This is a genomic window from Geotalea daltonii FRC-32 (assembly GCF_000022265.1).
Classification (GTDB): domain Bacteria; phylum Desulfobacterota; class Desulfuromonadia; order Geobacterales; family Geobacteraceae; genus Geotalea; species Geotalea daltonii.
Window position 1 is genome coordinate 1,584,764 of the sequence record NC_011979.1, and the last position, 21,415, is coordinate 1,606,178.

General features: G+C 46.3%; 20 protein-coding genes. 19 read left to right on the forward strand and 1 reads right to left on the reverse strand.

All coding sequences use genetic code 11. From position 1 onward, the window contains the following. Nucleotides 1-206 precede the first annotated feature (206 nt). Genes GEOB_RS07135 through GEOB_RS07150 form a run of 4 tightly spaced genes read left to right on the forward strand, consistent with a single transcriptional unit; the run spans nt 207 to nt 5,588 of the window. A complete protein-coding gene (locus GEOB_RS07135) occupies nt 207-2,447 on the forward strand; it encodes a hypothetical protein (RefSeq protein WP_012646522.1) in 2,241 nt (746 codons plus the stop codon). 36 nt (nt 2,448-2,483) lie between these two features. After that, the gene (locus tag GEOB_RS07140) at nt 2,484-3,443 is read left to right on the forward strand and encodes a glycosyltransferase (RefSeq protein ID WP_012646523.1); all 960 of its coding nucleotides are present in this window, start codon (nt 2,484-2,486) and stop codon (nt 3,441-3,443) included. Between the two features lie 20 nt (nt 3,444-3,463). After that, entirely contained in the window at nt 3,464-4,408 is a 945-nt protein-coding gene (locus GEOB_RS07145; protein ID WP_012646524.1) for a glycosyltransferase family 2 protein, read from the forward strand. Next, the gene (locus GEOB_RS07150) at nt 4,401-5,588 is read left to right on the forward strand and encodes a glycosyltransferase family 4 protein (RefSeq protein ID WP_012646525.1); all 1,188 of its coding nucleotides are present in this window, start codon (nt 4,401-4,403) and stop codon (nt 5,586-5,588) included. The genes GEOB_RS07145 and GEOB_RS07150 overlap by 8 nt, the downstream gene beginning before the upstream one ends. 80 nt (nt 5,589-5,668) lie before the next feature. Here GEOB_RS07150 and GEOB_RS19255 read toward each other — a convergent pair whose 3' ends face one another. Further along, nucleotides 5,669-7,606, reverse strand: coding sequence for a YncE family protein (locus tag GEOB_RS19255; RefSeq protein WP_012646526.1), 1,938 nt, complete (start codon nt 7,604-7,606; stop codon nt 5,669-5,671). Between the two features lie 276 nt (nt 7,607-7,882). Between GEOB_RS19255 and cysC the strand changes: the two genes are divergently transcribed. From cysC to GEOB_RS07225, 15 genes are all read left to right on the forward strand, one after another. Continuing rightward, complete coding sequence (cysC, locus tag GEOB_RS07160) at nt 7,883-8,494, forward strand: adenylyl-sulfate kinase (protein ID WP_012646527.1); 612 nt, start codon at nt 7,883-7,885, stop codon at nt 8,492-8,494. 115 nt (nt 8,495-8,609) lie between these two features. Continuing rightward, nucleotides 8,610-9,407 (forward strand): sulfate adenylyltransferase subunit CysD, encoded by a 798-nt coding sequence (cysD, locus tag GEOB_RS07165; protein ID WP_012646528.1) that lies wholly within the window; start codon nt 8,610-8,612, stop codon nt 9,405-9,407. A gap of 19 nt (nt 9,408-9,426) precedes the next feature. Further along, nucleotides 9,427-9,822, forward strand: a complete 396-nt coding sequence (locus GEOB_RS07170) for a four helix bundle protein (protein WP_230199045.1) — start codon at nt 9,427-9,429, stop codon at nt 9,820-9,822. Continuing rightward, nucleotides 9,812-11,671 (forward strand): GTP-binding protein, encoded by a 1,860-nt coding sequence (locus GEOB_RS07175; protein ID WP_012646530.1) that lies wholly within the window; start codon nt 9,812-9,814, stop codon nt 11,669-11,671. The genes GEOB_RS07170 and GEOB_RS07175 overlap by 11 nt, the downstream gene beginning before the upstream one ends. A 174-nt stretch (nt 11,672-11,845) precedes the next feature. Next, on the forward strand, nt 11,846-12,658 hold the full coding sequence (locus GEOB_RS07180) for an ABC transporter permease (protein ID WP_012646531.1): 813 nt from the start codon (nt 11,846-11,848) through the stop codon (nt 12,656-12,658). Between the two features lie 142 nt (nt 12,659-12,800). Further along, on the forward strand, nt 12,801-13,058 hold the full coding sequence (locus GEOB_RS07185; RefSeq protein WP_012646532.1) for a CopG family ribbon-helix-helix protein: 258 nt from the start codon (nt 12,801-12,803) through the stop codon (nt 13,056-13,058). Next, nucleotides 13,039-13,323: a type II toxin-antitoxin system RelE/ParE family toxin gene (locus tag GEOB_RS19720; protein WP_012646533.1), complete on the forward strand. Its 285-nt coding sequence runs from the start codon at nt 13,039-13,041 to the stop codon at nt 13,321-13,323. Before GEOB_RS07185 ends, GEOB_RS19720 begins: the two co-directional genes overlap by 20 nt. A gap of 605 nt (nt 13,324-13,928) precedes the next feature. Then, nucleotides 13,929-14,651 (forward strand): hypothetical protein, encoded by a 723-nt coding sequence (locus GEOB_RS07190; RefSeq protein ID WP_012646534.1) that lies wholly within the window; start codon nt 13,929-13,931, stop codon nt 14,649-14,651. Between the two features lie 116 nt (nt 14,652-14,767). Further along, nucleotides 14,768-15,781, forward strand: coding sequence for a radical SAM protein (locus GEOB_RS07195; protein ID WP_012646535.1), 1,014 nt, complete (start codon nt 14,768-14,770; stop codon nt 15,779-15,781). Between the two features lie 161 nt (nt 15,782-15,942). Further along, nucleotides 15,943-17,274 carry an ABC transporter ATP-binding protein gene (locus GEOB_RS07200; RefSeq protein ID WP_012646536.1) on the forward strand — a complete coding sequence of 444 codons (1,332 nt, stop codon included), beginning with the start codon at nt 15,943-15,945 and terminating at the stop codon, nt 17,272-17,274. A gap of 92 nt (nt 17,275-17,366) precedes the next feature. Further along, entirely contained in the window at nt 17,367-18,173 is an 807-nt protein-coding gene (locus GEOB_RS07205; protein WP_012646537.1) for a sulfotransferase family protein, read from the forward strand. 47 nt (nt 18,174-18,220) lie between these two features. Continuing rightward, nucleotides 18,221-18,592 (forward strand): RapZ C-terminal domain-containing protein, encoded by a 372-nt coding sequence (locus tag GEOB_RS07210; RefSeq protein ID WP_049764335.1) that lies wholly within the window; start codon nt 18,221-18,223, stop codon nt 18,590-18,592. After that, a complete protein-coding gene (locus tag GEOB_RS07215; RefSeq protein ID WP_012646538.1) occupies nt 18,589-19,524 on the forward strand; it encodes a glycosyltransferase family protein in 936 nt (311 codons plus the stop codon). Before GEOB_RS07210 ends, GEOB_RS07215 begins: the two co-directional genes overlap by 4 nt. Then, nucleotides 19,525-20,298: a hypothetical protein gene (locus GEOB_RS07220; protein WP_154650465.1), complete on the forward strand. Its 774-nt coding sequence runs from the start codon at nt 19,525-19,527 to the stop codon at nt 20,296-20,298. 24 nt (nt 20,299-20,322) lie between these two features. After that, nucleotides 20,323-21,360 carry a glycosyltransferase gene (locus GEOB_RS07225; RefSeq protein ID WP_012646540.1) on the forward strand — a complete coding sequence of 346 codons (1,038 nt, stop codon included), beginning with the start codon at nt 20,323-20,325 and terminating at the stop codon, nt 21,358-21,360. The last annotated feature ends 55 nt before the right edge of the window (nt 21,361-21,415 follow it).

Sequence of the window (21,415 nt, forward strand, 5' to 3'; positions counted from 1 at the left end):
CTGGTCTGTTTTTTGACTGCCTGATTTGGGTTAAATGGCTAGTCGAAGTTGCTTCTCTGTGCATTAATAGACAATAACTCCTTATCATCTGTAAAATAAGCCAGTTACAGTGTTTTTAGTTGCGTCAAAAAAAGCCGGCAAGGTATAGTAATTGCAGAAAATGCTACAGATAGAGATGGCTACTGTTTATAACTATCAGAGTTGTTATGAAATCAATGTCTTATAAAAACCTGCTCAACAGGGTGAAGTTTTGCCGACTTCGGCTCGTGCTGGGGCTTCTTTTGGCAAGCAGTTCCGTGTCTTTGCCTATGGCCCAGGCTGCCCTCGTCGGTGAAGCGGAGCTTGGCTACGTTGACTACAGGGCCGATGTCAACGGAGCCAGGTCTGTGGACGCTTCAGCTTTCAGGCAGCGTTACTCGCTACTGTATTCCAAGTCTGATGTCCTTGCCAATGGCCGGCTCGGCAAATACCGATTTTCTTTAGGCTATGAATGGGCCGCCGTCGACTCCAAGATCAAGGAATATTCAGGGGTGCAGACTTCGGTGGAATCATCATCGGTCAGCGCCGGCCACCTGCTTTTCCGCGGCGACGTGATCTTGTCCCCGCAGCAACTGCCGATCAAGTTGAGAGCATTCAGCCATGATCTGAAGCGGGCCAGCTTTTCAACCATCGGTTATTATGGCGCTTCAAATTTGATTGAGCCGGGGATAACCAATTCGATCTTTGGGGGAACAAATATCCAAAGTGGTGTTTATGCGGAAGTAGGTCTGAAAGAGACCATGAGCCAGGGGGGGGCGAGCTTTTTTGCCCGGATGCCGCGTCTTTATATCGATTATCGCGATAACATCATCAAGGACCTGGACAGCTTATCGCCCACTGACAGCAGAATGAAAAAGCTTTCCTTTGTCAGCCTCAACAAAAAAGATAACTGGTTTCATGTCAGAACGATAAACTACACCGATTATCTCCGGTCAACCAATGATTACAACGAGACGCAGGTGATTCTGGGCACCATAGACCAGCACATGGACCGCAAATGGGTCGATTTCTCCAACTGGATAAAGCTTTCTGCGGATGGGCAGTTCATCAAGCATACGGAATACAACGACAATTATGAATCATATGAGCTCAACCTTTTCGGCATTGCATCCAGGAGCCGTTGGGAAGCCAGGTCCTTCAATACCTTCAGACGTACCCTTGACCTAAGTGGGCTCACCTACGATACGAAAATTCCCCTTTACGTGACTGGATATGCCGGTCCTGATACGGACTGGCGGGTCCGGGTCAGTACCGAACAAAGCAAGGTAAGTCTTATTCAGGACTATGACACCTCAGACACCCTGGTCTCCTATAGAATAAATACCTTCAAACGCGAGGCCTTTACTCTTGCGCATACAGGTGCCATTGAAAGCTACGAGCACACTGACATAGGTAAGACGTTGAGCCTGGATGCACGTGTTGAGATCGCCAGCTCCAGGAGATTCTCGACCAAGTTGGGAATTATTGGCAGCTACAACATCACCTCGGCGAAAAACCAGCCAATTAATGCAAGCGAAAATAGCTCGATGACACAGGTATTCGATTTAAAAGGCGTCTACACCCCTACCAATTCATGGAAATTTGAATTGGAAGAAAATGTCACCATAGGAAGTGGCAATAGCTCCGACGACCTGACCACTCAGAGTTACAACACCCAGAGCAGCTCCGTTGGCACTGGTGTCTCATCTTTTAATGTGCCTGACGACAGCTATACACGCTATCGGACCATGGTTAAAGCCGACTGGCAACCAGCAGCACGCTTGAAGGTGGGTTTTACCGTCACTGATGATTTACTGCAGGCAAAGGGCAAAAAGACGGAACATGGTACGGAGTATGCCAATACCATCGATTTCACCGACAAGCGCCTAACTGCAAGATTGACGACGCGTTATACCACATCCACCTTATCCAGTGGTTCATTGTCCGGATTCAGCAGTAACGGGCATATCTCTTATTCCCCCGACCGTTCTCTGGACAACTCGGTCTCTTATTATTACGGCAATATTAACGACCGTGACGGATCAAAATACAGCAGCTTCACTTTAAGGCAGAGCGCCAACTATTTTCTCTATACCGATTATGGAATAAGCCGCCGTATTCTCGAACTGAATCAGGGCCTTGAATACGAGGGACAGTCGTACAGTACAGGCCTCAGGAGGACCACCAAAAGCCTGATCGGCGGCTTCAGGTATTACCCGATCAGCCGGCTTTTTCTTGCCGGTAGAGCAAAATACTCACTCCTCACCTATGAGACACAGACAAATGCTACCCAGAGCATATATAATGCAACTATAGGCATGAATTTCAACCTGATACAGGCAACCATCGATTACAGCCTTGGCCGTCAGAATGGTAACGGTAACAGGTTTGAAAGACGTTTTGAAGCCAACCTGAAAAAAGTATTTTAGATATAAACAAAGGATGAACATCATTTCAAATTCAACATGGAATTTCTGAGAATATCCATAATCATTCCGGTAAAGCCTGCTGGAACCGTCAAGGCTTTACGGAACCTCGCCTGTGTTGAGTATCCTCCCGAACTGTTCGAGATATTTGTCGCAGAAGGCCGCAGACCCGGCACCCAGAGAAATCAAGCTGCTGCCAAGGCAACGGGAGACATTTTATACTTTCTTGATGATGACTCTCTGGTTGAACCACATTGTCTGGCCAAACTGGCTTCTCATTACTTGGGGGATCCTGCTGTGGCAGCTGTCGGCGGCCCTTCACTTACCCCTGACGGGGATTCGGCTTTGCAAAAGGCGATCGGTAAAGTATTTATCTCGCTTTTCGGCGGTGGCTGTAATCGCAATCGCTACCGGCAAAACGGAATGATGCGGGAAACTGACGACAGCGAACTTATCCTGTGCAACCTCAGCTTTCGCAGGGACGTATTCATGCAGAGTGGCGGGTTGGACGAAAGGCTTTATCCCAACGAGGAGAACGAATTGCTGCACAGGCTCAAAGAAGCAGGGAAACGGCTGCTCCATGATCCTGACCTTGCAGTTTTTCGCAGTCAACGAGCTTCTTATCCTGCCTTCGTCAAACAGATCTTTGGCTATGGGCGGGGCAGGGGAGAGCAGGTACGCATAAGCAAGGAGATAAAAATCTTTACCTTCGGGCCATCATTGTTTATCTTGTATCTGCTATTTGTGCCTTTTTTCTTTGGAACATTATATATAGCTCCATTGGTGGTTTACTTAGTCCTTGACCTGTGGTTTTCATTCTTGGAAGGGCCTAAGAACGAGCACAGATTTGCTTGGCTCAAAGTAATCCTTTTCCCCACACTGCATTTAAGCTATGGCGCAGGTTTAATCGCAGGTCTGGTTCTGCCACGCTTCCATAAAGCTGCGGCTGATTCCGGTGCAGTGGAAATAACAAGAATGAAGAACATGGATGCAAATTGATCGATGTACGGGAGCATTTCTTGGACTTGAGTGTAGTCGTACCAATTTATAACGAAGAAGAAAATATTCCGGAGCTATGCCGCAGGGTGTTCGCCGCTCTTGATCAAAGCGGACTCTCCTATGAACTTATACTTGTGGATGACGGCTCGGTAGACGAGTCATTTAATCGTTTAAAAGCAGTAGCCGCCCATAAACCTTTTGTGAAGATCATCAGGTTTCGACGCAATTTTGGCCAGACTGCTGCCATGGCTGCAGGCTTCAATGCTGCTAGTGGCAGCGTTGTAATCCCCATGGACGGAGACCTGCAGAATGACCCTTCAGATATCCCTCGCCTTGTAAAGAAGATCGATGAGGGGTTTGACGTTGTCTCCGGTTGGCGTAAAAATCGCCGTGACACCTTCGTCAACCGCAAATTGCCTTCACTTATTGCCAATCGTCTCATCTCCAAGATGACAGGGGTTCATTTGCATGACTACGGTTGCACCCTGAAGGCCTACCGCCGGGAGGTGCTTGATGCGATAAATCTATATGGGGAAATGCATCGATTCGTCCCTGCGCTTGCCTCTCAGGTCGGGGCAAAGGTCGCAGAACTCCCGGTTGCCCATCATCCTCGTCTACATGGCGTCAGTAAATATGGAATATCCAGGACCACCCGCGTCATTCTGGACCTGATGACCGTTAAATTCCTTCTTACCTATTCGACCAAACCGATACAGCTTTTTGGCAAGTGGGGGATTTATGCCTTATTTGCCGGAATGATGAGTGGTGCTGCCGTCGTCTATATGAAAATTTTCGAACAGATGAGCATGAACCGGAATCCCTTACTTATTTTGACTGCTTTTCTGCTGTTCATGGGGGTCCAATTCATCGTCCTGGGGCTTTTGGGTGAGTTGAATGCCCGCACCTATTATGAGGCCCAATCCAAGCCCATCTACGTTGTTAAAGAAAAAGTCAACATTGCCTGATAACCCGATCAAAGTCATCATGCTTGCCCCTACACCGTATTTTTCCGATAGGGGTTGTCATGTGCGGATTTACGAAGAGGCAAAAGCCCTGCGACAACTGGGGGTGGATGTCAGAATTGTCACCTACCACCTGGGCCGCGATCTCGGTCAAATACCCACATACAGAGCCTGCAGAATTCCCTGGTACAAGAAAGTCGAAGCCGGCCCTTCCTGGCAAAAGCCTTATCTTGACATCCTCCTGCTGTTCAAGGCGATGCGCATTGCCAGGATTTTTTCTCCCGACCTGATTCATGCACATCTTCATGAGGGTGCTCTGATAGGCTTTTTCCTAAAAAAATGGCTCCAGGTACCCTTGCTTTTCGATTACCAGGGTAGCCTGACCGCTGAAATATCGGCCCATCGTTTCATCAAAAAAAAATCACTCCTCCATAAAGTTTTTGCTGGTCTGGAAAGCACAATCAATAATCTTGCTGATTTCATAGTTACCAGCTCCAGCCCCAGTGCCTCGGCGCTTGTGAATGACTGGCACATGCAGGCTAATCGGGTTCAGGCGCTCATCGATGGCGTGGATACGGATGATTTTCGTCCCTACTCTAAGGTGGACTGTCGGAAAGAGCTGAACCTGCCGCCGGATGTGCCGATAGTAGGCTTTCTCGGGCTTCTCAACGAATATCAGGGCATCGATATTCTCCTTGAAGCCATTTCCATACTCAAGGGGCAAAACACCCGGACATTTTTTCTGGTCATGGGATTTCCTGAAACGGAATACGTTAAAAAGGCCAAGGATTTAGGCTTGGACAGCATCATTCGCTTTACCGGCAGAATCGATTACACCCTGGCGCCAAAATACTTGTCAGCATGCGATCTGGCTGTTTCCCCCAAAATTTCGCTCTCCGAGGCCAATGGCAAACTGTTCAATTACATGGCTTGCGGGCTGCCGACCATTGTTTTTGATACCCCTGTGAATAGGGAGATACTTGGGGAAATCGGTGCTTATGCTGCCTACAGCGATGCGTCAGATTTGGCTGTACAAATAGCCATGCTTGCAACCAACACTCCCCTGATTGAGGAGTTGTCGGAAAAAAGCAGGGAAAAGGCAGTCCAGGAACATTCATGGCGGGCAAGGGGGGAGACTCTTTTAGAATTGTATCACGGGCTATTGAAAAAGAGTAAAGCATAGATCACTGCTAATGGTGAAACAAAAAAGGGCAGCCACTTCAATGGCTGCCCTTTTTTAGTCCTGCAATAAATAGTGATTATTTATTTAATAGCAATGTTGTCTACAGTTAAAGTGCCCTGGGTAATGGTAAGGGTTCCAGTGATGGTGGAGGGCGTTGGCCCTTGCGCCGTGAAAGTTTTGTCTGCGTTCCACCCGCCGCTCAATTTGAATGCTGCACCGCTGACATTAAGATTCGGACTTTCGGGGAAATCTGCCAGGGCAAGTTGTATATCAGTTGTCGGTGCTGTAACAGCGTTAAAGGCGCCTTGAATAGTGGGGTAAAAGGTGGTCCCCGGTGACAGCATGCGAACAACGTCATTAACTGGCGTATCGGAGAAGACGGCGGTGAAGTGAGTGTAGGTGGACATGGTAAATGTGCAGCTCGTTGTAGTAAGGCCATCGCAGAGAGCACCGTTGTTGATCAAAAGTCCGTTTTTATCTCTGTCCCCGACCCATTTGACAAAGTATTTACCAGTGTTGGGTGTTGCCAGGATTGTTACAGAGGCACCTTCCTGAAACAGCACATTGCAGAGGCTGGGAGAAGTCGAGGCGCTGCAGTTTATGCCTGCAGGGGTGCTGGTGATCGCACCATTCGCTGTGACTGTATCTGCAGGCCTCGTGACTGAGACGTAGTCGAAGTCCTTGATGAAGGTAACATCGATCGATGGGTCGGAATTGACAGGGCTGAATGTATAGGTGGAGGTTGTTTGATTGTAGTTGGTATCGGTCCTGAAATCGATAATATTGCCATTTATGGCGATGTTATTCACCCGGTAATATTGCTTTGGCGCAAGAACATACGCCGGCCTGTCGCCAGGGCTGACGATCTGGGTAAATGTATTTCCATTGGCTTCGCTGGTGATTTTGCTGCCATCGATTGAAGCGACGGTGCCGTTGGTGTCGGATGTGGCCGTAACGGTGTAGAGTTGGGGGCCGATAAAATTACCCAGAGCTTCGGGGGAGTTGAAAAAATCAGGATTTCCCGACGTATTGGGGAGGTTGGTGATTGCGTTGCTGTACAAATTGATGGATGAAAGGCTTCCCAGGCTGGTATTGCCTGGAGCGGCATCCGCTGTGTTATTTACCGCATACAAAGTTGTCCCATCAGGGGTTATGGCGAGGCCCATTGGCGAATATCCCAAGGGAAGCAGATATGGAGTGGTGACACTGTTGTCGGCTGTGTTGATGACCGAGATGCTGTCACCAAAGGTATTGGTGACATAAGCCTTGCTTCCGTCTGGTGCAACTGCGACCGTGTAAGGGAATGCTCCAACCGGGACGGGGGTAACGGCCCTTGTTACAGCATTGATTATCGAAATGTTATCGGATCCTTGGTTGGCAACGAAAATCTTGACAGCGCTGCCGACAGTGCCCACCGCGATGCCGGTGGGCATAGAGCCGACCGTTATGGGGAGGCCGGAAACCTGGTTGGTTGCCGTATCGATTACCGAAACGGTATCTGAGCCGGAGTTGGCAACATAGACGAAGGTACCAGCCGGGTCCATGGCAACACCGACAGGAGCATTGCCTACTGCTGGGGATGCCAGCACTGTCGGTGCAACGGTACCGGGAGTAAGTGCCGATATATCGAGAACGGTAAGGGAAGCGGCATCATTGTTTGCAACATAAAGCCGCGTTCCCGCGGGATTGATCGCTATACCGCTGGGGGTGTTGGCAAGCGGGCTGATGGTAGTGATGACAGTTGGATTATTTACATCGGTGAGTGCATCGATTACCGAGATGCTTTTGCTCAGTTTATTGGAGATATAGACACGCTTTCCATTAGCACTGACAGCCACGCCAAATGGGGACTGGCCAGTGCCCAGCGATATTTTCGGGGTAAGATAATTGTTTCCATTGGTATCGACAACGGATACTGTGTTTTGACTGGGGTTGGGGATGTAGGCAAATGGATATGCCGCGGCGTAACCCGCACACATCAGTATGCCTGCTAGGGCTGTAAAAAGTCTGAAATACATGGTTTCCTCCTCGTCTGGTACGATATTTCTATGGTAATTTTGTATGGAATTGTAAGCTAAAATTAGAGAGTTCAAGATGAAGTATGCAAACTTTAAACCAAAAAACTGAGAGTGACGGCGGGTTGAAAATTATTAAATTCCTTTTTGCTTGGGCTGTTTTTATATATCATCTGTCACCGGGTTGCCAATAAACAACCACGAAGCCGGAAATTTTTAACTTTTTGTGTCTTACCTTTTTCTGATAGGATTTAACCACATTCAAAGCAGGAGATTTGCATGGGGGCAAACAGGCTGAATATCACCTGGCATGACAGGGTACTGACCAAGGGTGACTATCTTAAACGCAATGGGCACCAGCCTTTGGTGTTGTGGTTTACCGGACTTTCAGGGTCAGGCAAATCAACGCTTGCCCATGCCGTTGAAGAAGAGCTGTTCAGGAAAGGCTGCTATACGTATATACTGGATGGCGACAATATACGCCACGGACTCAACAGCGACCTTGGATTTTCTGAGGCTGACCGGAGGGAGAACATCAGGCGTATCGGGGAAGTTGCCAAGCTTTTTGTTGATGCCGGCATTATAGTTCTGGCAGCATTTATTTCTCCTTACCGGGAAGACCGGGAGAGGGTTCGGGCACTTTTCGAACCTGCTGAATTTATCGAGGTATTTGTCAATTGCGACCTTGCTGTATGTGAAAGCCGCGATCCGAAAGGGCTTTATCGCAAGGCACGTTCAGGAGAGTTGAAGCAGTTCACCGGGATCGACAGCCCATATGAAGTGCCTTTTAGCCCCGAGCTGGTTGTCAATACTGCATGCAGTACGGTGAAAAGCGGTGTCCAGTCGGTGCTTGCATTCGTTAGGGACCGGGGACTGATAAACGGTGATTAGTGATTGGTGATTGGTGAACTCCGAACTTCGAACTTCGAACTTCGAACCTCGAACCTCGAACCTCGAACTTCGAACGTAAAACGTAGAACCTCGAATTAGCTTACAGGGGTTGAAGATGACGCATCTGGAAGAACTTGAAAATAAATCTATTTATATATTGCGCGAAGCATACAAGAATTTCGACAATCTCTGTATGCTCTGGTCCATTGGCAAGGATTCGACGGTGATGCTCTGGCTGGTGAGAAAGGCATTCTTCGGTCACTGTCCGATCCCGCTGGTGCACATCGATACCTCATATAAAATCAAGGAGATGATTGCCTATCGCGATCAATTGGCCGAGGAGTGGGGGCTGACCCTGGTGGTGGGGCAAAACAAGGATGCTCTGGAAAAAGGCATGAACCCTGCGCTGGGGCGTATGGAATGTTGCACTGCCTTGAAGACTGAGGGGCTACGACGCACCCTTGCCGATAAAAAATACAATGGAGTCATCGTCGGAGTACGTTCCGACGAAGAGGGTACCAGGGCAAAGGAGCGTTATTTTTCCCCCAGGGACAAGAACAACGACTGGGACTTCAGGGAGCAGCCCCCCGAGTTGTGGGACCAGTTCAAGACCCGCTTCGAGCCCGGAACCCATGTCCGTATCCACCCCCTCCTGGATTGGACCGAGATCAATATCTGGGAATATATAAAAAAGGAAAATATTCCGGTGATTCCACTGTATTTCGACCAGGGTAGCGGCAGTCGCTATCGCAGCCTTGGTTGTGCCCCCTGCACCGGCGCCATCCAGTCCACAGCGAAAACTGTCGATCAAATTATCGAAGAGCTGCGCAATACCAAGGTTGCAGAGCGTTCCGGGCGCGCCCAGGACGCCGATCGCGGCATGGAAAAATTGCGCAAGGATGGGTACATGTAGAGGCGGTGATTGGTGATTGGTGATCGGTGGAAGTATGTCTGGGGATCGGCCTAAAGCTAGAAGTCATAAAGACCTTCAGGTGTGGCAGCGAGCAATGTCTTTGGTGGTGTCCCTTTATGAATTGCTCAGGTCTTTTCCTGCCGATGAACGCTTCGGCTTGGTTGACCAGATCAAGCGTTCGGCTATCTCCATCCCTTCGAATATTGCTGAAGGGGCTGCACGACAGACCTCAAGAGAATACATTCAATTTCTGTATATCGCTGCCGAGTCAGCGGCAGAGCTTGACACGCAGCTTATACTTGCCCAGAGGCTTGGTTTTTCCACAGAGATCGAAACTCAACTGGAAGAATTGCAGATTGTCCGCAAGCAGCTGAACGTAATGATCACAACACTGCGAGCAAACCATGAAAAGTGAAAAATCACCAGGCACCATTCACCAATCACCAACGTCCAATCACGAATCACGACGAATTACGAATCACCAATCACGAATCACCAATCACCAATTTTTACAAGTGGTTTTCGTCGGCCATGTGGACCATGGCAAATCTACCCTGCTCGGCCGCATTTACGCCGACACCGATTCCCTTCCCGTCGGCCAATTGGAAAAGGTACGGGCAATTTGCGAGCAGCAGGGAAAGACATTCGAATATGCCTTTCTTTTCGATGCCTTTCTTGAAGAGCAAGAGCAGGGAATCACCATTGACACTGCCCGCACATTTTTCAACTGGGGCAACAGGCACTACATAATCATCGATGCCCCAGGCCACAAAGAATTCCTCAAGAACATGATATCCGGTGCAGCAAGGGCGGAGGCCGCAGTTCTTATCATCGATGCAGCCGAAGGGGTTGCGGAGCAGTCGAAACGTCACGGTTACATGCTGAGTTTGCTGGGGATCAGGCAGATAGCCGTAGTCGTAAACAAGATGGATCTCGTAAATCATGATCAAAAAGTTTTTGAAGCAATAGTTACCGAATACTCAGCCTTCCTTAAAGAGCTCGGTGTCACACCGCGTCAATTCGTTCCTGCCAGCGCCAGAAACGGAGATAACGTGGTCACGGGCAGTGATGCCATGCCCTGGTATGACGGCCCTACCGTTTTGGAATCTCTCGGCCGTTTCGAAAAACTGCCCAGTGGAGAAGAATTGCCGTTGCGTTTTCCGGTGCAGGACGTCTATAAATTCGATGCCCGCCGGATCATTGCCGGCCGGGTCGCTGCAGGTATGTTGAAGGTCGGCGACAGTCTGGTCTTTTCCCCTTCCAACAAGACGGCGGTGATCAAAACCATCGAGGCTTTCAATGTTGCCCATCTGCCTCTTTCTGCCGGAGTCGGCAAATCTACCGGCTTCACTCTGGACGAACAGATTTTTGTCGAACGTGGCGAGGTAGCATCGCTGAAGGAATCCTTGCCGGAGGTAACCGACCTCTTCCGCGCCAATCTCTTCTGGATGGGCAAAAATCCCATGGTCGGCAATCGTCCCTATCTGCTTCGCCTGGCAACGAAGGAAGTGGAAATGGAGCTGGCCGAAATCCATCGCATCATCGATGCCGGCAGCCTTGACCCGGTAATGGCCAGGGAGCAGATAGAAAAGAATGACGTCGCCGAAGTCACCATAAGAACTAAAAAGCCTCTGGCTCTGGATTGTTTTTGCGACTGCGACATCACCGGGCGTTTCGTCGTTGTGGATGGCTATGATGTTTGCGGTGGGGGCATCGTCACCCAGGTACTGGACAACGACCAGGAGACCTTTCGCCGGGAGGCCAGGCAGCGCGATATTGCCTGGCGCCGCGGAGAAGTGCAACTTGGCGAGCGGGTGCAACGGAACGGGCACAACCCGGGCATCATCCTCTTTACGGGAGAAAGCGGCACCGGCAAGGCCCGCCTTGCACGTCATCTGGAGCGCCGGCTTTTCGATGGCGGGCGTCAGGTGTATCTCCTTGATGGGAAGAACCTGCTTCTCGGGCTTGGCTCCGACGTCACCGAACAAGACAAGGAGGAGATGGTCCGGCGGTTCGGCGAAGTTGCCCAGATTCTGTTGCGAGCCGGGCAGATTGTGGTATCGACCACCAATACCTTTGCCCAGGCAGATCATCAGATCATCAGCACCCTTGTTTATCCCCACCAGGTAATTTCCGTGCACATGTCCTTTGCCAGGGGGGCTGTACCGGAAAAAACCGATCTCCGCTTTCTCGAATCGGACGACCTGAAAAAGGCCGCCAAACAGATTGTGGAGAAGATGGAAGAGTTGGGGATCCTGCTGTAAAGGCGGTGATTGGTGATACTTCGGTGATTGGTGATTGGTGAAGGGTGAAGGGTGAAGGGTGAAGGGTGAAGGGTGAAGGGTGAAGGGTGAAGGGTGAAGGGCACGACCTCGAACATGGAACATAGAACGTAGAACATAGAACATAGAACATAGAACGGATTTTGCGGGGTAAAGATGCAAGCATTAAGGATGTTCAGTAACTTCATTGCCGAATTGTGGTCGCGTCGGCACATGATCATCGAGCTGGCAAAACGGGATTTCAAAACCAAGTACCTCGGCTCTTACCTGGGGATGCTCTGGGCTTTTGTTCACCCGACAGTGTATATAATTATTCTCTGGTTCGTTTTTCAGGTGGGCTTCAAGTCACAGCCCCAGGCCAATTATCCGTTCGTCCTCTGGATGATGTGCGGCATCGTTCCCTGGTTCTTCTTCAGTGAATGCCTGCAGAGCGCTACCATGTCCATCATCGACAACAGCTTTCTTCTTAAAAAGATGGCTTTCAGCATCGGCATGCTTCCCATCGTCAAAATTCTCTCCGCGCTGGTAATCCACTTTTTCTTTATCCTGGTCGTTTTCGTCATGATCCTTCTCTATGGGCTGCCGATTTCCCTTCACAGCCTGCAGGTTTTTTACTACCTGTTCGCCGCCATAACACTGCTCCTTGGCCTGTCCTGGCTTACATCCTCACTGGTGGTTTTCCTCAGGGATGTGGGGCAATTGGTTGCCATGGCTTTGCAGTTCGCCTTCTGGGTGACCCCCATCTTCTGGTCGGCAAAGATCCTCCCCGATAAGTACGCTAACCTGGTCAAGCTCAACCCTGTCTACTACCTGGTGGAAGGCTACCGGGAAAGCTTCATCTACAAGACCTGGTTTTGGGAGAGCCACTATGTGCTGACCCTCTATTTTTGGGCTGTTACCGGCATTATTTTTGTGCTGGGTGCGGTCGTGTTCAGGAGGCTGCGGCCACATTTCGCGGATGTTTTGTAGACGGTGATTGGTGATTAGACGGTGATTGGTGATTGGTGATTGGTGATTGGTGGATGGTGGATGGTGGATGGTGGAGCGCTTGACTGATGTCTTACAAAAGAATACAGTGTAAGCACATGTCTTGCATTTTCCGGAGGTAGCCATGCTGAAAGCAGCTAATATAACTGTTCGTATCAAACCAACAACCAAGATGCGCATCGATGCCCTGGCGCAGGCTACCAAGCGCTCTAAGTCCTATGTCGTCGAGGAGGCGTTGGAACAGTACCTGGAGGTAAACGAGTGGCAGGTTAAAGGGATCGAGGCCGCCTTACATGAGGCCGACAGTTCCGATGCTGAATGGGTTGATCATAAAGATGTCCTGGCAAAGTGGGAGGCCAAGTTTGCGGATAAAGTGGCTTAGACAGGCGCTTCTTGATCTCGATGAAGTAGAAAGCTATATTGCCAGGGACAATCCAGTTGCAGCTATAGGTGTGGTAACTAAAATAGTCAAAATGGTTTCTGTTCTTGAGAAGCAGCCGGGACTTGGTCGTCCTGGTCGCGTCCCAGGCTCCAAGGAACTTGTTATTCCCGATACTCCTTTCATTGTTCCTTACCGGGTGAAGGATGGCTTGGTGCAGGTATTACGGGTCTATCATACATCAAGAAGGTGGCCAGATAACATTTAGCAGGTTGTTGAAAAACTATTACAGGGTCGCTCTGCTGCGTTGCCGCTCGCTCGGAGACTCAACGTACATAGGGTACGCTTCGTCTCCTCGCTCGCTTGAGCCTTGCATAGCGGCCTCCTCGTGACGTTTTTAAACAACCTGTTAGTTGTTGCAGCGGGTTTTATTGTTGAACCACCGGTTTCCGTCTACGCTCCAGTTAATGGGCAAAAGGCAACCTGCTATTTAACGGATGAATTTTTATTTTCGCGATATCAACGTTAATGTATTTCTACTTTCAGCCTGTAGACCACCGTCTTCCGTCTTCCGCTCTTCCGTTTGATTTTTTGGTCTTTATCTTGCATCAATACCCTCGTCTTGTGTGTATTTGTCACTTTAATGTGAATAAATATTTTAAAAAACCTTTACCTTTTTTAATTCTTGCTTTATTTGTAGGGAAGTAGCTTCTCATTCATGATGCAACGCAAGGTGTGCGCGAGGAAAATGATCCTGAAAAGGGGAAAAATGATCCCCGCCAAATAGAGAAATAACTGGTTAAATAGCACGCAGCATATTCGAATCAGAGACATACCATAAGTCAAAAGACACATAAACAGGAGGCAAAGAACATGAAAAGTTTACGGCAGAAAATGTTGGCAATGGCGGCAGTTGTTGCAGTTTCGGGGCTGATGATGGCTTCGGTGGCAGGAGCGGCTCCTAAGTTAATTGTAAAGGATAATGCAACACCGACCCCAAATGATGTATTTACAGTAGCAGACGATGGACAAATAACAGCAAAAGATTTGACCTTTAAACCTGCTACAAAGAAATTCGGCTTTGGCACCAGCAACCCTCAAACATCCCTGCATTTGGTTGAGTTGGCTTCACCATTTGATAGAGGCCTAACCATTGGGCAACATGACGCGGGTACTGCAGCGGCTGTTATTAACATCAAGAAGTCCTCTGGGACTGATGCTTCCCCTGGGCTGCCTGCATCAGGATCAAACATTGCGGCTTTTCATGCACAAGTATATGACGGTAACACAACAGTTGCAGGGGCCAACGGTTGGTCTGCAAACGCTAGTTTTTTCTTCACTGCCGAACCGGGAACATATGCAGCTGAGTACATTCCAGTTGCCATTAGATTTGACACAGGTGTTGCACAGGCACAAAAGAAAGAGCGCCTGAGAATTACTAGTGATGGTCGGCTGCGTATATCAAACCAACCAACCGCACCCGCGAATAATGCTATCTGCACAGTTGGTGATATGGTACTTGACGCAACAAATGGATTCCTGTATCTTTGTACTGCTACTAACTCTTGGAAAAGAACAAGCTTTTCCACATATTAGTCACTATAGAGATTGATTGTTTAATAGACTGAAATGGGGACTGAAATGGGGGCGATTACAGCATTGTAATCGCCTCTTTTCATAATCAGATTTAAATTTATTTTGGCGGAATGATCATGAAGCTGGTGCAAATGGTTCAGAAGGTAAAAAATATTTGTCTTAACAATGTAGAAAAAACAAACACTATGGCGCAAAGACATTATAAATTTGCATATATAGAACCTGTCAGAGCATGTCCGGTAAAGTGTATTCCTTGTCCTGTTGGCCGAAACGTACTTTTTAAGCATCCTGTGGTGGTCTTGGATCTGGAGATTGCTCGCAGGTGTTTTGCAAAGCTCAGGGGACAATTCGGTATAGATACATTAATAATGGGGAATTGGGGGGAGCCATTACTTCATCCGCAATTCCCTGAACTCGTGCAGCTGGCTAGGAGTTCAGGGTTTAGACAGATAGAAGTATCAACTTCACTTTCAGTAAAATGCGATATGGCTAGTATTATAGGTGCAGGGCTAGACTGTATCCAGATTTCTATGTCAGGAATAACAAAAGACGTTTACAATCAAAGTCACAGATTTGGAGACTTTGACCTTATATTTAAGAATCTTGAATCTTTAGTCAGTCTTAATAAAGTAAAAACTACCCCGGCTGGCATTGTTATTCGCTGGCATCGTTATCACCATAATGAAGCTCAGTTTGAGGCAGTAAGCAACTTTTGTAAAGATCTTGGCTTAGGTCTATTGCCATACTTCGGCCATCTCGGTAGTATAGAGGCTATGCGGGACTGGTCCAATCATCAACTTGAAGAACCTCTTAAATCTTTTGTTTATAACTCTGTCTTTACTGAATTTATAGAAAAAGCATGTATTCTAAATAAAGGGGCCACAAATTGTAAGCAGTCGGAGTTTGTGGTTTTAGATGCCGACGGTTCGTTGGTATTTTGTTGCTCTTGCTATAAAAACTACAAAACGAATGCTCCCTTTCTAGCGATGAGTGCAAGCGAGATAGAATCTTTTAAATCCCCCAATTCAACTATTTGCAGTCTTTGTCTTGGTAGCGGCTGGTCTGGGTATATGAATAGACCAAAGACACTGGAGGAGTATGATGGGTGCATTTCTTTGGGCGCAACATAGGGGTCTATGAGTATGTATGCGTTAGAGGCAAAAGAAGGACCTACCACTGCAGATCGTCGCACACGGCGTCCGTGCTCTAAATTAACAATTTCAATATCTATAAGGAACCACTCAAAATAATTAATAAGCCTAAGGCGGGAGCAGCCCAGGAAATTCTAATTATGAGTCACGATAGGCAAATCGCAATTGCAGTAAAAAATCTAACCAAAGTCTACAAGCTTTACGATACCCCATTGGACCGAGTTAAAGAGTCGATAAATCCATTTAGCCGGAAGTATCACAAAGATTTCTATGCGCTCAATGATGTAAGCTTTGACATTGAAAAGGGATCCACTATTGGTATTATCGGCAAAAATGGATCAGGTAAATCAACTCTTCTCAAAACAATAACAGGAGTGCTGACACCATCAAGTGGTAGTGTTACTGTCAATGGAAAAATTTCTGCTCTGCTTGAGCTAGGCGCAGGGTTTAATACTGAGTTGACAGGTATTGATAACATTTACTTTAATGGGACCCTCCAAGGGTACACTAAAGATGAGATAGATTTAAAGTTAGATGAAATTCTATCTTTTGCGGATATTGGAGAGTTTGTGTTTCAACCTGTCAAAAGCTATTCAAGCGGCATGTTTGTTCGGTTGGCTTTTGGAGTGGCAATCAATGTTGATCCTGATATATTAATCGTTGATGAAGCTCTGGCAGTAGGGGATATAAAATTTCAGCGCAAGTGTTTTTCCAAGATCGAAGAATTTCATAAGAAAGGTAAAACTATAATTTTTGTTTCGCACGGTTTAGATACAATCAACCTTCTCTGCGACACTGCATATCTGCTTGATGGAGGCAGATTGATTGAAGAAGGCCTGCCCAAGAATGTTACTAAAGTATATCAAAAAATGATGTTAGGCGAAGACACTATTAGTTCTACAACGGACGTATGTTTGGGAAAAGAGTTAGAATTCCTATACGACCTACCGTCTGAGCAGGATTGTGAGTTTTATACAAATGAATACGACACCCAGAAATTAAACGAATTAGTTAAAGATAAAATCCAAAAGTGGGACGGCCATAAAAAGGCAGAAATCATAGATTGTGGTATTTGGGATGCGCTGGGTAATAAAGTCACTCTTCTGGAATGTGGTGCACATTACACTTTTTATTCGAAGATACTTATTCATGTAGATTTAGAAGTCATACATGTTGGTTTCCCTATCAAAAATGTTAAAGGCCTAATGCTTTTTGGTGTAAACAGCGAGATACAAAAAGTTGCAGTTACGCCAAAAACAAAGGGAAATGTTGTTGAGGGTCGTGTCGACGTTACGATGTGGCTGGCGCCAGGCAATTATTTTCTCTCGTTTAGAGCTGCTACAAGACAGGAAGTTTTCGACGAGTTGAATGATCAAGTACACTTTGTTGTAACAGGCGGCAACCATACCCTCAATGCTCTTTCCGTAGTGAATTTGGAGCCAAAGGTGACCCTCAGAACTTTGGCTTTCTAAGGATGACAGCTGAAGGCTCTGTTCAAATTTAATGTTGTTTTCGGGGTTTTTTAAAAATAATAAAACAACCCTCAGGAGTGTCCGCCTTACTTATGGGATTAAAATTATCGTTATTCAGACCAGAATCAAAGCCAATTGAAAAATCCTTCGTATTTATAACAGGAACGCCTCGTTCAGGCACATCAATGCTAACAAAAGTTATTGATGCGCATCCAGATGCTGCGATCTTGATGGAAAATCTCTTTGGAAATAGACGTAGGCACTGGGAGCGTGCAAGCTTCTGGAATGAACCTCAATTATTACAGGCAGAGATTGAAAAAGTATATTCTCCTTTCAAACAGCAACTGATTGGCAACAAGGTTTGTACTCCTGATGTTTGGTCAGCTGAGGACATAGTAACCTTTTGCCAGTTTTTTTCAGATTCCAAATTCATCTTCATTGTCAGAGATCCAATAGAAGTAGCACTTTCAAGATTCAGGCGGGAAAATTATGATAAAGAATTTAATTCTTTCGCAAGACAGCATATGCAATTAGACTTCAGAAGCAGATCTTTTACCTATACATCTTCATGGGCAGGCAGCATCCAAAATTATTGGTTTCTCAAAGAGCTTTTTCCAACTAAAACACTACTTATTTATTACGATGACTTTTGCAACACGTTTGAAGATCATTTACATACATTAGTTGATTTCCTTGATCTCCCTTTCTCAGAAAAAATGCTTAAATGGCATGAACTACCACATCATGACTCAGAAGGGGTTTTACAGGTTAACTTAAAATACGATGATGAGCCGGTTTTTGTTAACAAAAGCAAGAGTTCGTCCCTTACTGACGAACTAATGTTGGCAATGGCCACTATTGAACCATTGTATAATCGGTGGAAGAAGAGATCTCTCTGAAATAGTATGTTTTCTGTAGGGCTAAGTTCTAAAAAAAGGATGGAAATATGAGTACAAAGCAACTCTCTAGTGTTAAGATCATGTCCTTTGGATTTAAGTATGGCAGCCCAAACGCAAATTACTATTTTGATGTGGGCTTTATAAAAAATCCAGCAAGGGATCCGAAATGGAATTTTTTTTCTACGCCTGATGAAGAAATGCGCAACTTCGTGCTGAGCCAGAAACCTGTTGTTGAATTTTTAAAGTATATAATCCCCCTCATAAAAATACTGGCACCTCTTGATCAAGCCCAAGTTTTCGCTTTTGGTTGTAATTCTGGTCGCCATCGCAGTTATATTCTAGTTGAGGAGATTGCTCGCCAGCTAAAAGAGTGCGGGGTGCCCGCTAAAATCGTACACCGTGAGGATGATTTACAGTGAGCTCTAATAATGAACGTATTTGGTGCCCTAGCGGCGAACTTAGACCCTTAAGTTTTGCACAGGCCCCGAAAAAAGACCTTGCATTTATCGTCGTAAACCGAAATCGTCGCGATTTGACTGACTATCTCTGTCACCAGATTCTCAATTTTACGAACACTACGGATCTAACTTATGATCTGTTTGTAGTTGATATCGGTTCGGAACCTGCCCAACGTAGCCCTTTTACCACCATTGAATACGAAGATAGCGACTTTCGAGGCAAGTGTTATGCACACAATGTAGGGGTGCGTCAAGCGGCATTAACCGCTGATTACCGTTATTATTGGGCTATGATGAATGACCTACGTTTTGATGGGCAGCCAGATGCTATGATGCGGATGATAGAATTAATGGACAGTAATCCAGAAATTGGAATTTTAAGCCCTACAAATATTGGGGAAGGTAAGGAATATCCTGGTGCTGATCCACAACCAGGACACGTATTTAGAAAGGTGCCGGTGTGCGATTATCTTGCACTTATGTTGCGTGGCCAAGTCTTGCATGAGGTAGGATTTCTTAACCCCGAATTTCGCTATTGCTGGGGAGCGATACATGAACTGTCATATAAGGTATACCGTACAGGTAAATGGTCTATTGCGTATTGTGATACTGTTCATTATGAACATTTAGGTGGCACTACCTATGGTAAGACAAAAAATGTTGTTAGCCGCGACGAATACACATTGAATGCAAAAAGGTTCGCAGCTTCTTACTTTGTGAAGCAATACGGGCGGGACTGGGATGAAAAATTTACAGATGCATTGCCTACAGATGTCACCTTAAAAGAAACGTACTCACGTCATCGAACCTACTGGGAGGAATCTTTAGTTTCTGAAAAAAATTGCCGTAATTCCTTTTTTCATAATATCTGGCGAAAAATCAAAAATGGCTGAATGGGCATTATGAAGAATTGTATTATTTTGGGATCAGGAAGAAGTGGCACAAGTATGGTTGCCGGTACTTTGGCGAAATCAGGCTACTTTATGGGGGATAACCTTTATCCAGCCCGAGAAAGCAATCCTAAGGGGTTTTTCGAAGACCCATTTATAAATGGTATAAACGAGGAAATTTTAGAAAGGATGTGCTTTGGCGCCGTAGAGAGCATCAAAAGGAAATTAAGCGGTATACGATTGACAGATGGGCAGAGATGGCTAGAGAAGATACCACTGGATGCTAGACTTCCTTCGTCTATGGCACTAACAGAGAAAATACTAACGGCTGTAAATAAGGCACCTTTCTGCTATAAAGATCCGCGGTTTAGCTATACCCTACCGATTTGGCGTCCTTACTTACAAAACACGGTCTTCATTTGCGTATTTCGAGAACCTACTGTCACAGCACAAAGCATTATCAAAGAGTGCAGCGCGATGGAATATTTAAAGTCAGTTAAAATGAGTTTTAAGTACGCCTTGGAAATTTGGTTCCATATTTACAACCACATACTTACGACTCATATTCATGAGGGAGAGTGGCTGTTTCTGCATTATGATCAGGTGCTGAGTTTTGATGGAGCTTCGAGAATAGAGGCGATTGCAGAATCGGCCACAGACAAATCGTTTCCAGAAGAACAATTTAAACGTTCTTCTTCAACTTTAGAATGCCCAAGTAAACATCGAAAAATGTATGCCCAGTTGTGTGAATTAGCAAGATATCAGCCATCTTATTAGGTACATGGTCATGGCAGGAGGATTATGGATGGTGTAAGCCTGGTAATTTGTTGCCACAATAGCTCTAAGAAACTTGAAGAGACCTTGAAGCATGTGAGCCGGCAAAAATTCTCCAGTGAGGTTCCCTGGGAATTGATTATTGTTGATAATGCATCCACTGATTTAACTTCTGAGATGGCAACTGCTATAACTCAAGGTGCGACGTATAACTGTAGGATAGTCACTGAGGGAAAAGTAGGTCTTAAGAATGCAAGACTGAAAGGAATAGTTGAGTCTAAATACGATTTAATAAGCTTTATTGATGATGATAATTGGATTTGTGAATCATGGATTGAAAATGTACACAACATAATGTCTAATCGTCCTGAGATTGGTGCCTGTGGTGGAATAGGATTACCCAAATTTGAAACTTCTCCACCTGATTGGTTCGAGCTTCAGCAAGGTAGTTATGCTGTTGGCCTACAAGCTGAATCTACCGGTTATATACCTGATTCGAGAGGGTACCTATGGGGTGCCGGATTAACTATCAGGAGGTCAGCTATGGATGAAATTATACAGAACGGATTTTGTTTTTCCCTAACAGGGCGTCATGGCGCAAGCATTTCCTCGGGAGAGGATACGGAGTTGTGTTTAGCATTGAGGTGCCTTGGTTGGCGTCTTTGGTATGATGAAAGCCTTTCCTATTATCATTATCTTCCTTCCAGCCGACTCAGTTGGTCTTACCTGAAAAGGTTGCAATTCAGTTTTGGTGCATCTAGTGTTGTGTTGAATGCCTATAATGAATGCCTGCTGTATAACCCTGAAACCATCCAAAATCATAAAAAGCTGTGGATTGCAGACTCTATGGCATTGACAAAGTCTTTCTTTGCTAGAGACGGACACCTTTTTTCTTTTATCTGCGCCAAAGAAGGTTCGTCAGATGCATTATTTGGATACTATAGATTGGGCAGGCTTTTACAAATTATAAGCTTACGTCATAAATATGATGAACTCAAAAATAGCATTTTTGCTTTCTGGCAGAGAGCAAGCTCAATAAGAACTTATAGAACCGGGTCAGGTTAATGTAGGAATACGATGACATTGTACTCGTAGTCTCAGTTTAGCTTTTAGTGCATCC

Bases quoted from the DNA above. Each gene is read 5' to 3' on its own strand.
- GEOB_RS07225 (WP_012646540.1), top strand. From the start codon at position 20,323: ATGGATGGTGTAAGCCTGGTAATTTGTTGCCACAATAGCTCTAAGAAA.
- GEOB_RS07210 (WP_049764335.1), top strand. From the start codon at position 18,221: ATGAGTACAAAGCAACTCTCTAGTGTTAAGATCATGTCCTTTGGATTT.
- GEOB_RS07175 (WP_012646530.1), top strand. From the start codon at position 9,812: ATGAAAAGTGAAAAATCACCAGGCACCATTCACCAATCACCAACGTCC.
- GEOB_RS07220 (WP_154650465.1), top strand. From the start codon at position 19,525: ATGGGCATTATGAAGAATTGTATTATTTTGGGATCAGGAAGAAGTGGC.
- GEOB_RS07195 (WP_012646535.1), top strand. From the start codon at position 14,768: ATGAAGCTGGTGCAAATGGTTCAGAAGGTAAAAAATATTTGTCTTAAC.
- GEOB_RS07185 (WP_012646532.1), top strand. From the start codon at position 12,801: ATGCTGAAAGCAGCTAATATAACTGTTCGTATCAAACCAACAACCAAG.
- GEOB_RS07140 (WP_012646523.1), top strand. From the start codon at position 2,484: ATGGAATTTCTGAGAATATCCATAATCATTCCGGTAAAGCCTGCTGGA.
- GEOB_RS19255 (WP_012646526.1), bottom strand. From the start codon at position 7,606: ATGTATTTCAGACTTTTTACAGCCCTAGCAGGCATACTGATGTGTGCG.
- GEOB_RS07190 (WP_012646534.1), top strand. From the start codon at position 13,929: ATGAAAAGTTTACGGCAGAAAATGTTGGCAATGGCGGCAGTTGTTGCA.
- GEOB_RS07180 (WP_012646531.1), top strand. From the start codon at position 11,846: ATGCAAGCATTAAGGATGTTCAGTAACTTCATTGCCGAATTGTGGTCG.
- GEOB_RS07135 (WP_012646522.1), top strand. From the start codon at position 207: ATGAAATCAATGTCTTATAAAAACCTGCTCAACAGGGTGAAGTTTTGC.
- GEOB_RS07200 (WP_012646536.1), top strand. From the start codon at position 15,943: ATGAGTCACGATAGGCAAATCGCAATTGCAGTAAAAAATCTAACCAAA.
- GEOB_RS07205 (WP_012646537.1), top strand. From the start codon at position 17,367: ATGGGATTAAAATTATCGTTATTCAGACCAGAATCAAAGCCAATTGAA.
- cysD (WP_012646528.1), top strand. From the start codon at position 8,610: ATGACGCATCTGGAAGAACTTGAAAATAAATCTATTTATATATTGCGC.
- cysC (WP_012646527.1), top strand. From the start codon at position 7,883: ATGGGGGCAAACAGGCTGAATATCACCTGGCATGACAGGGTACTGACC.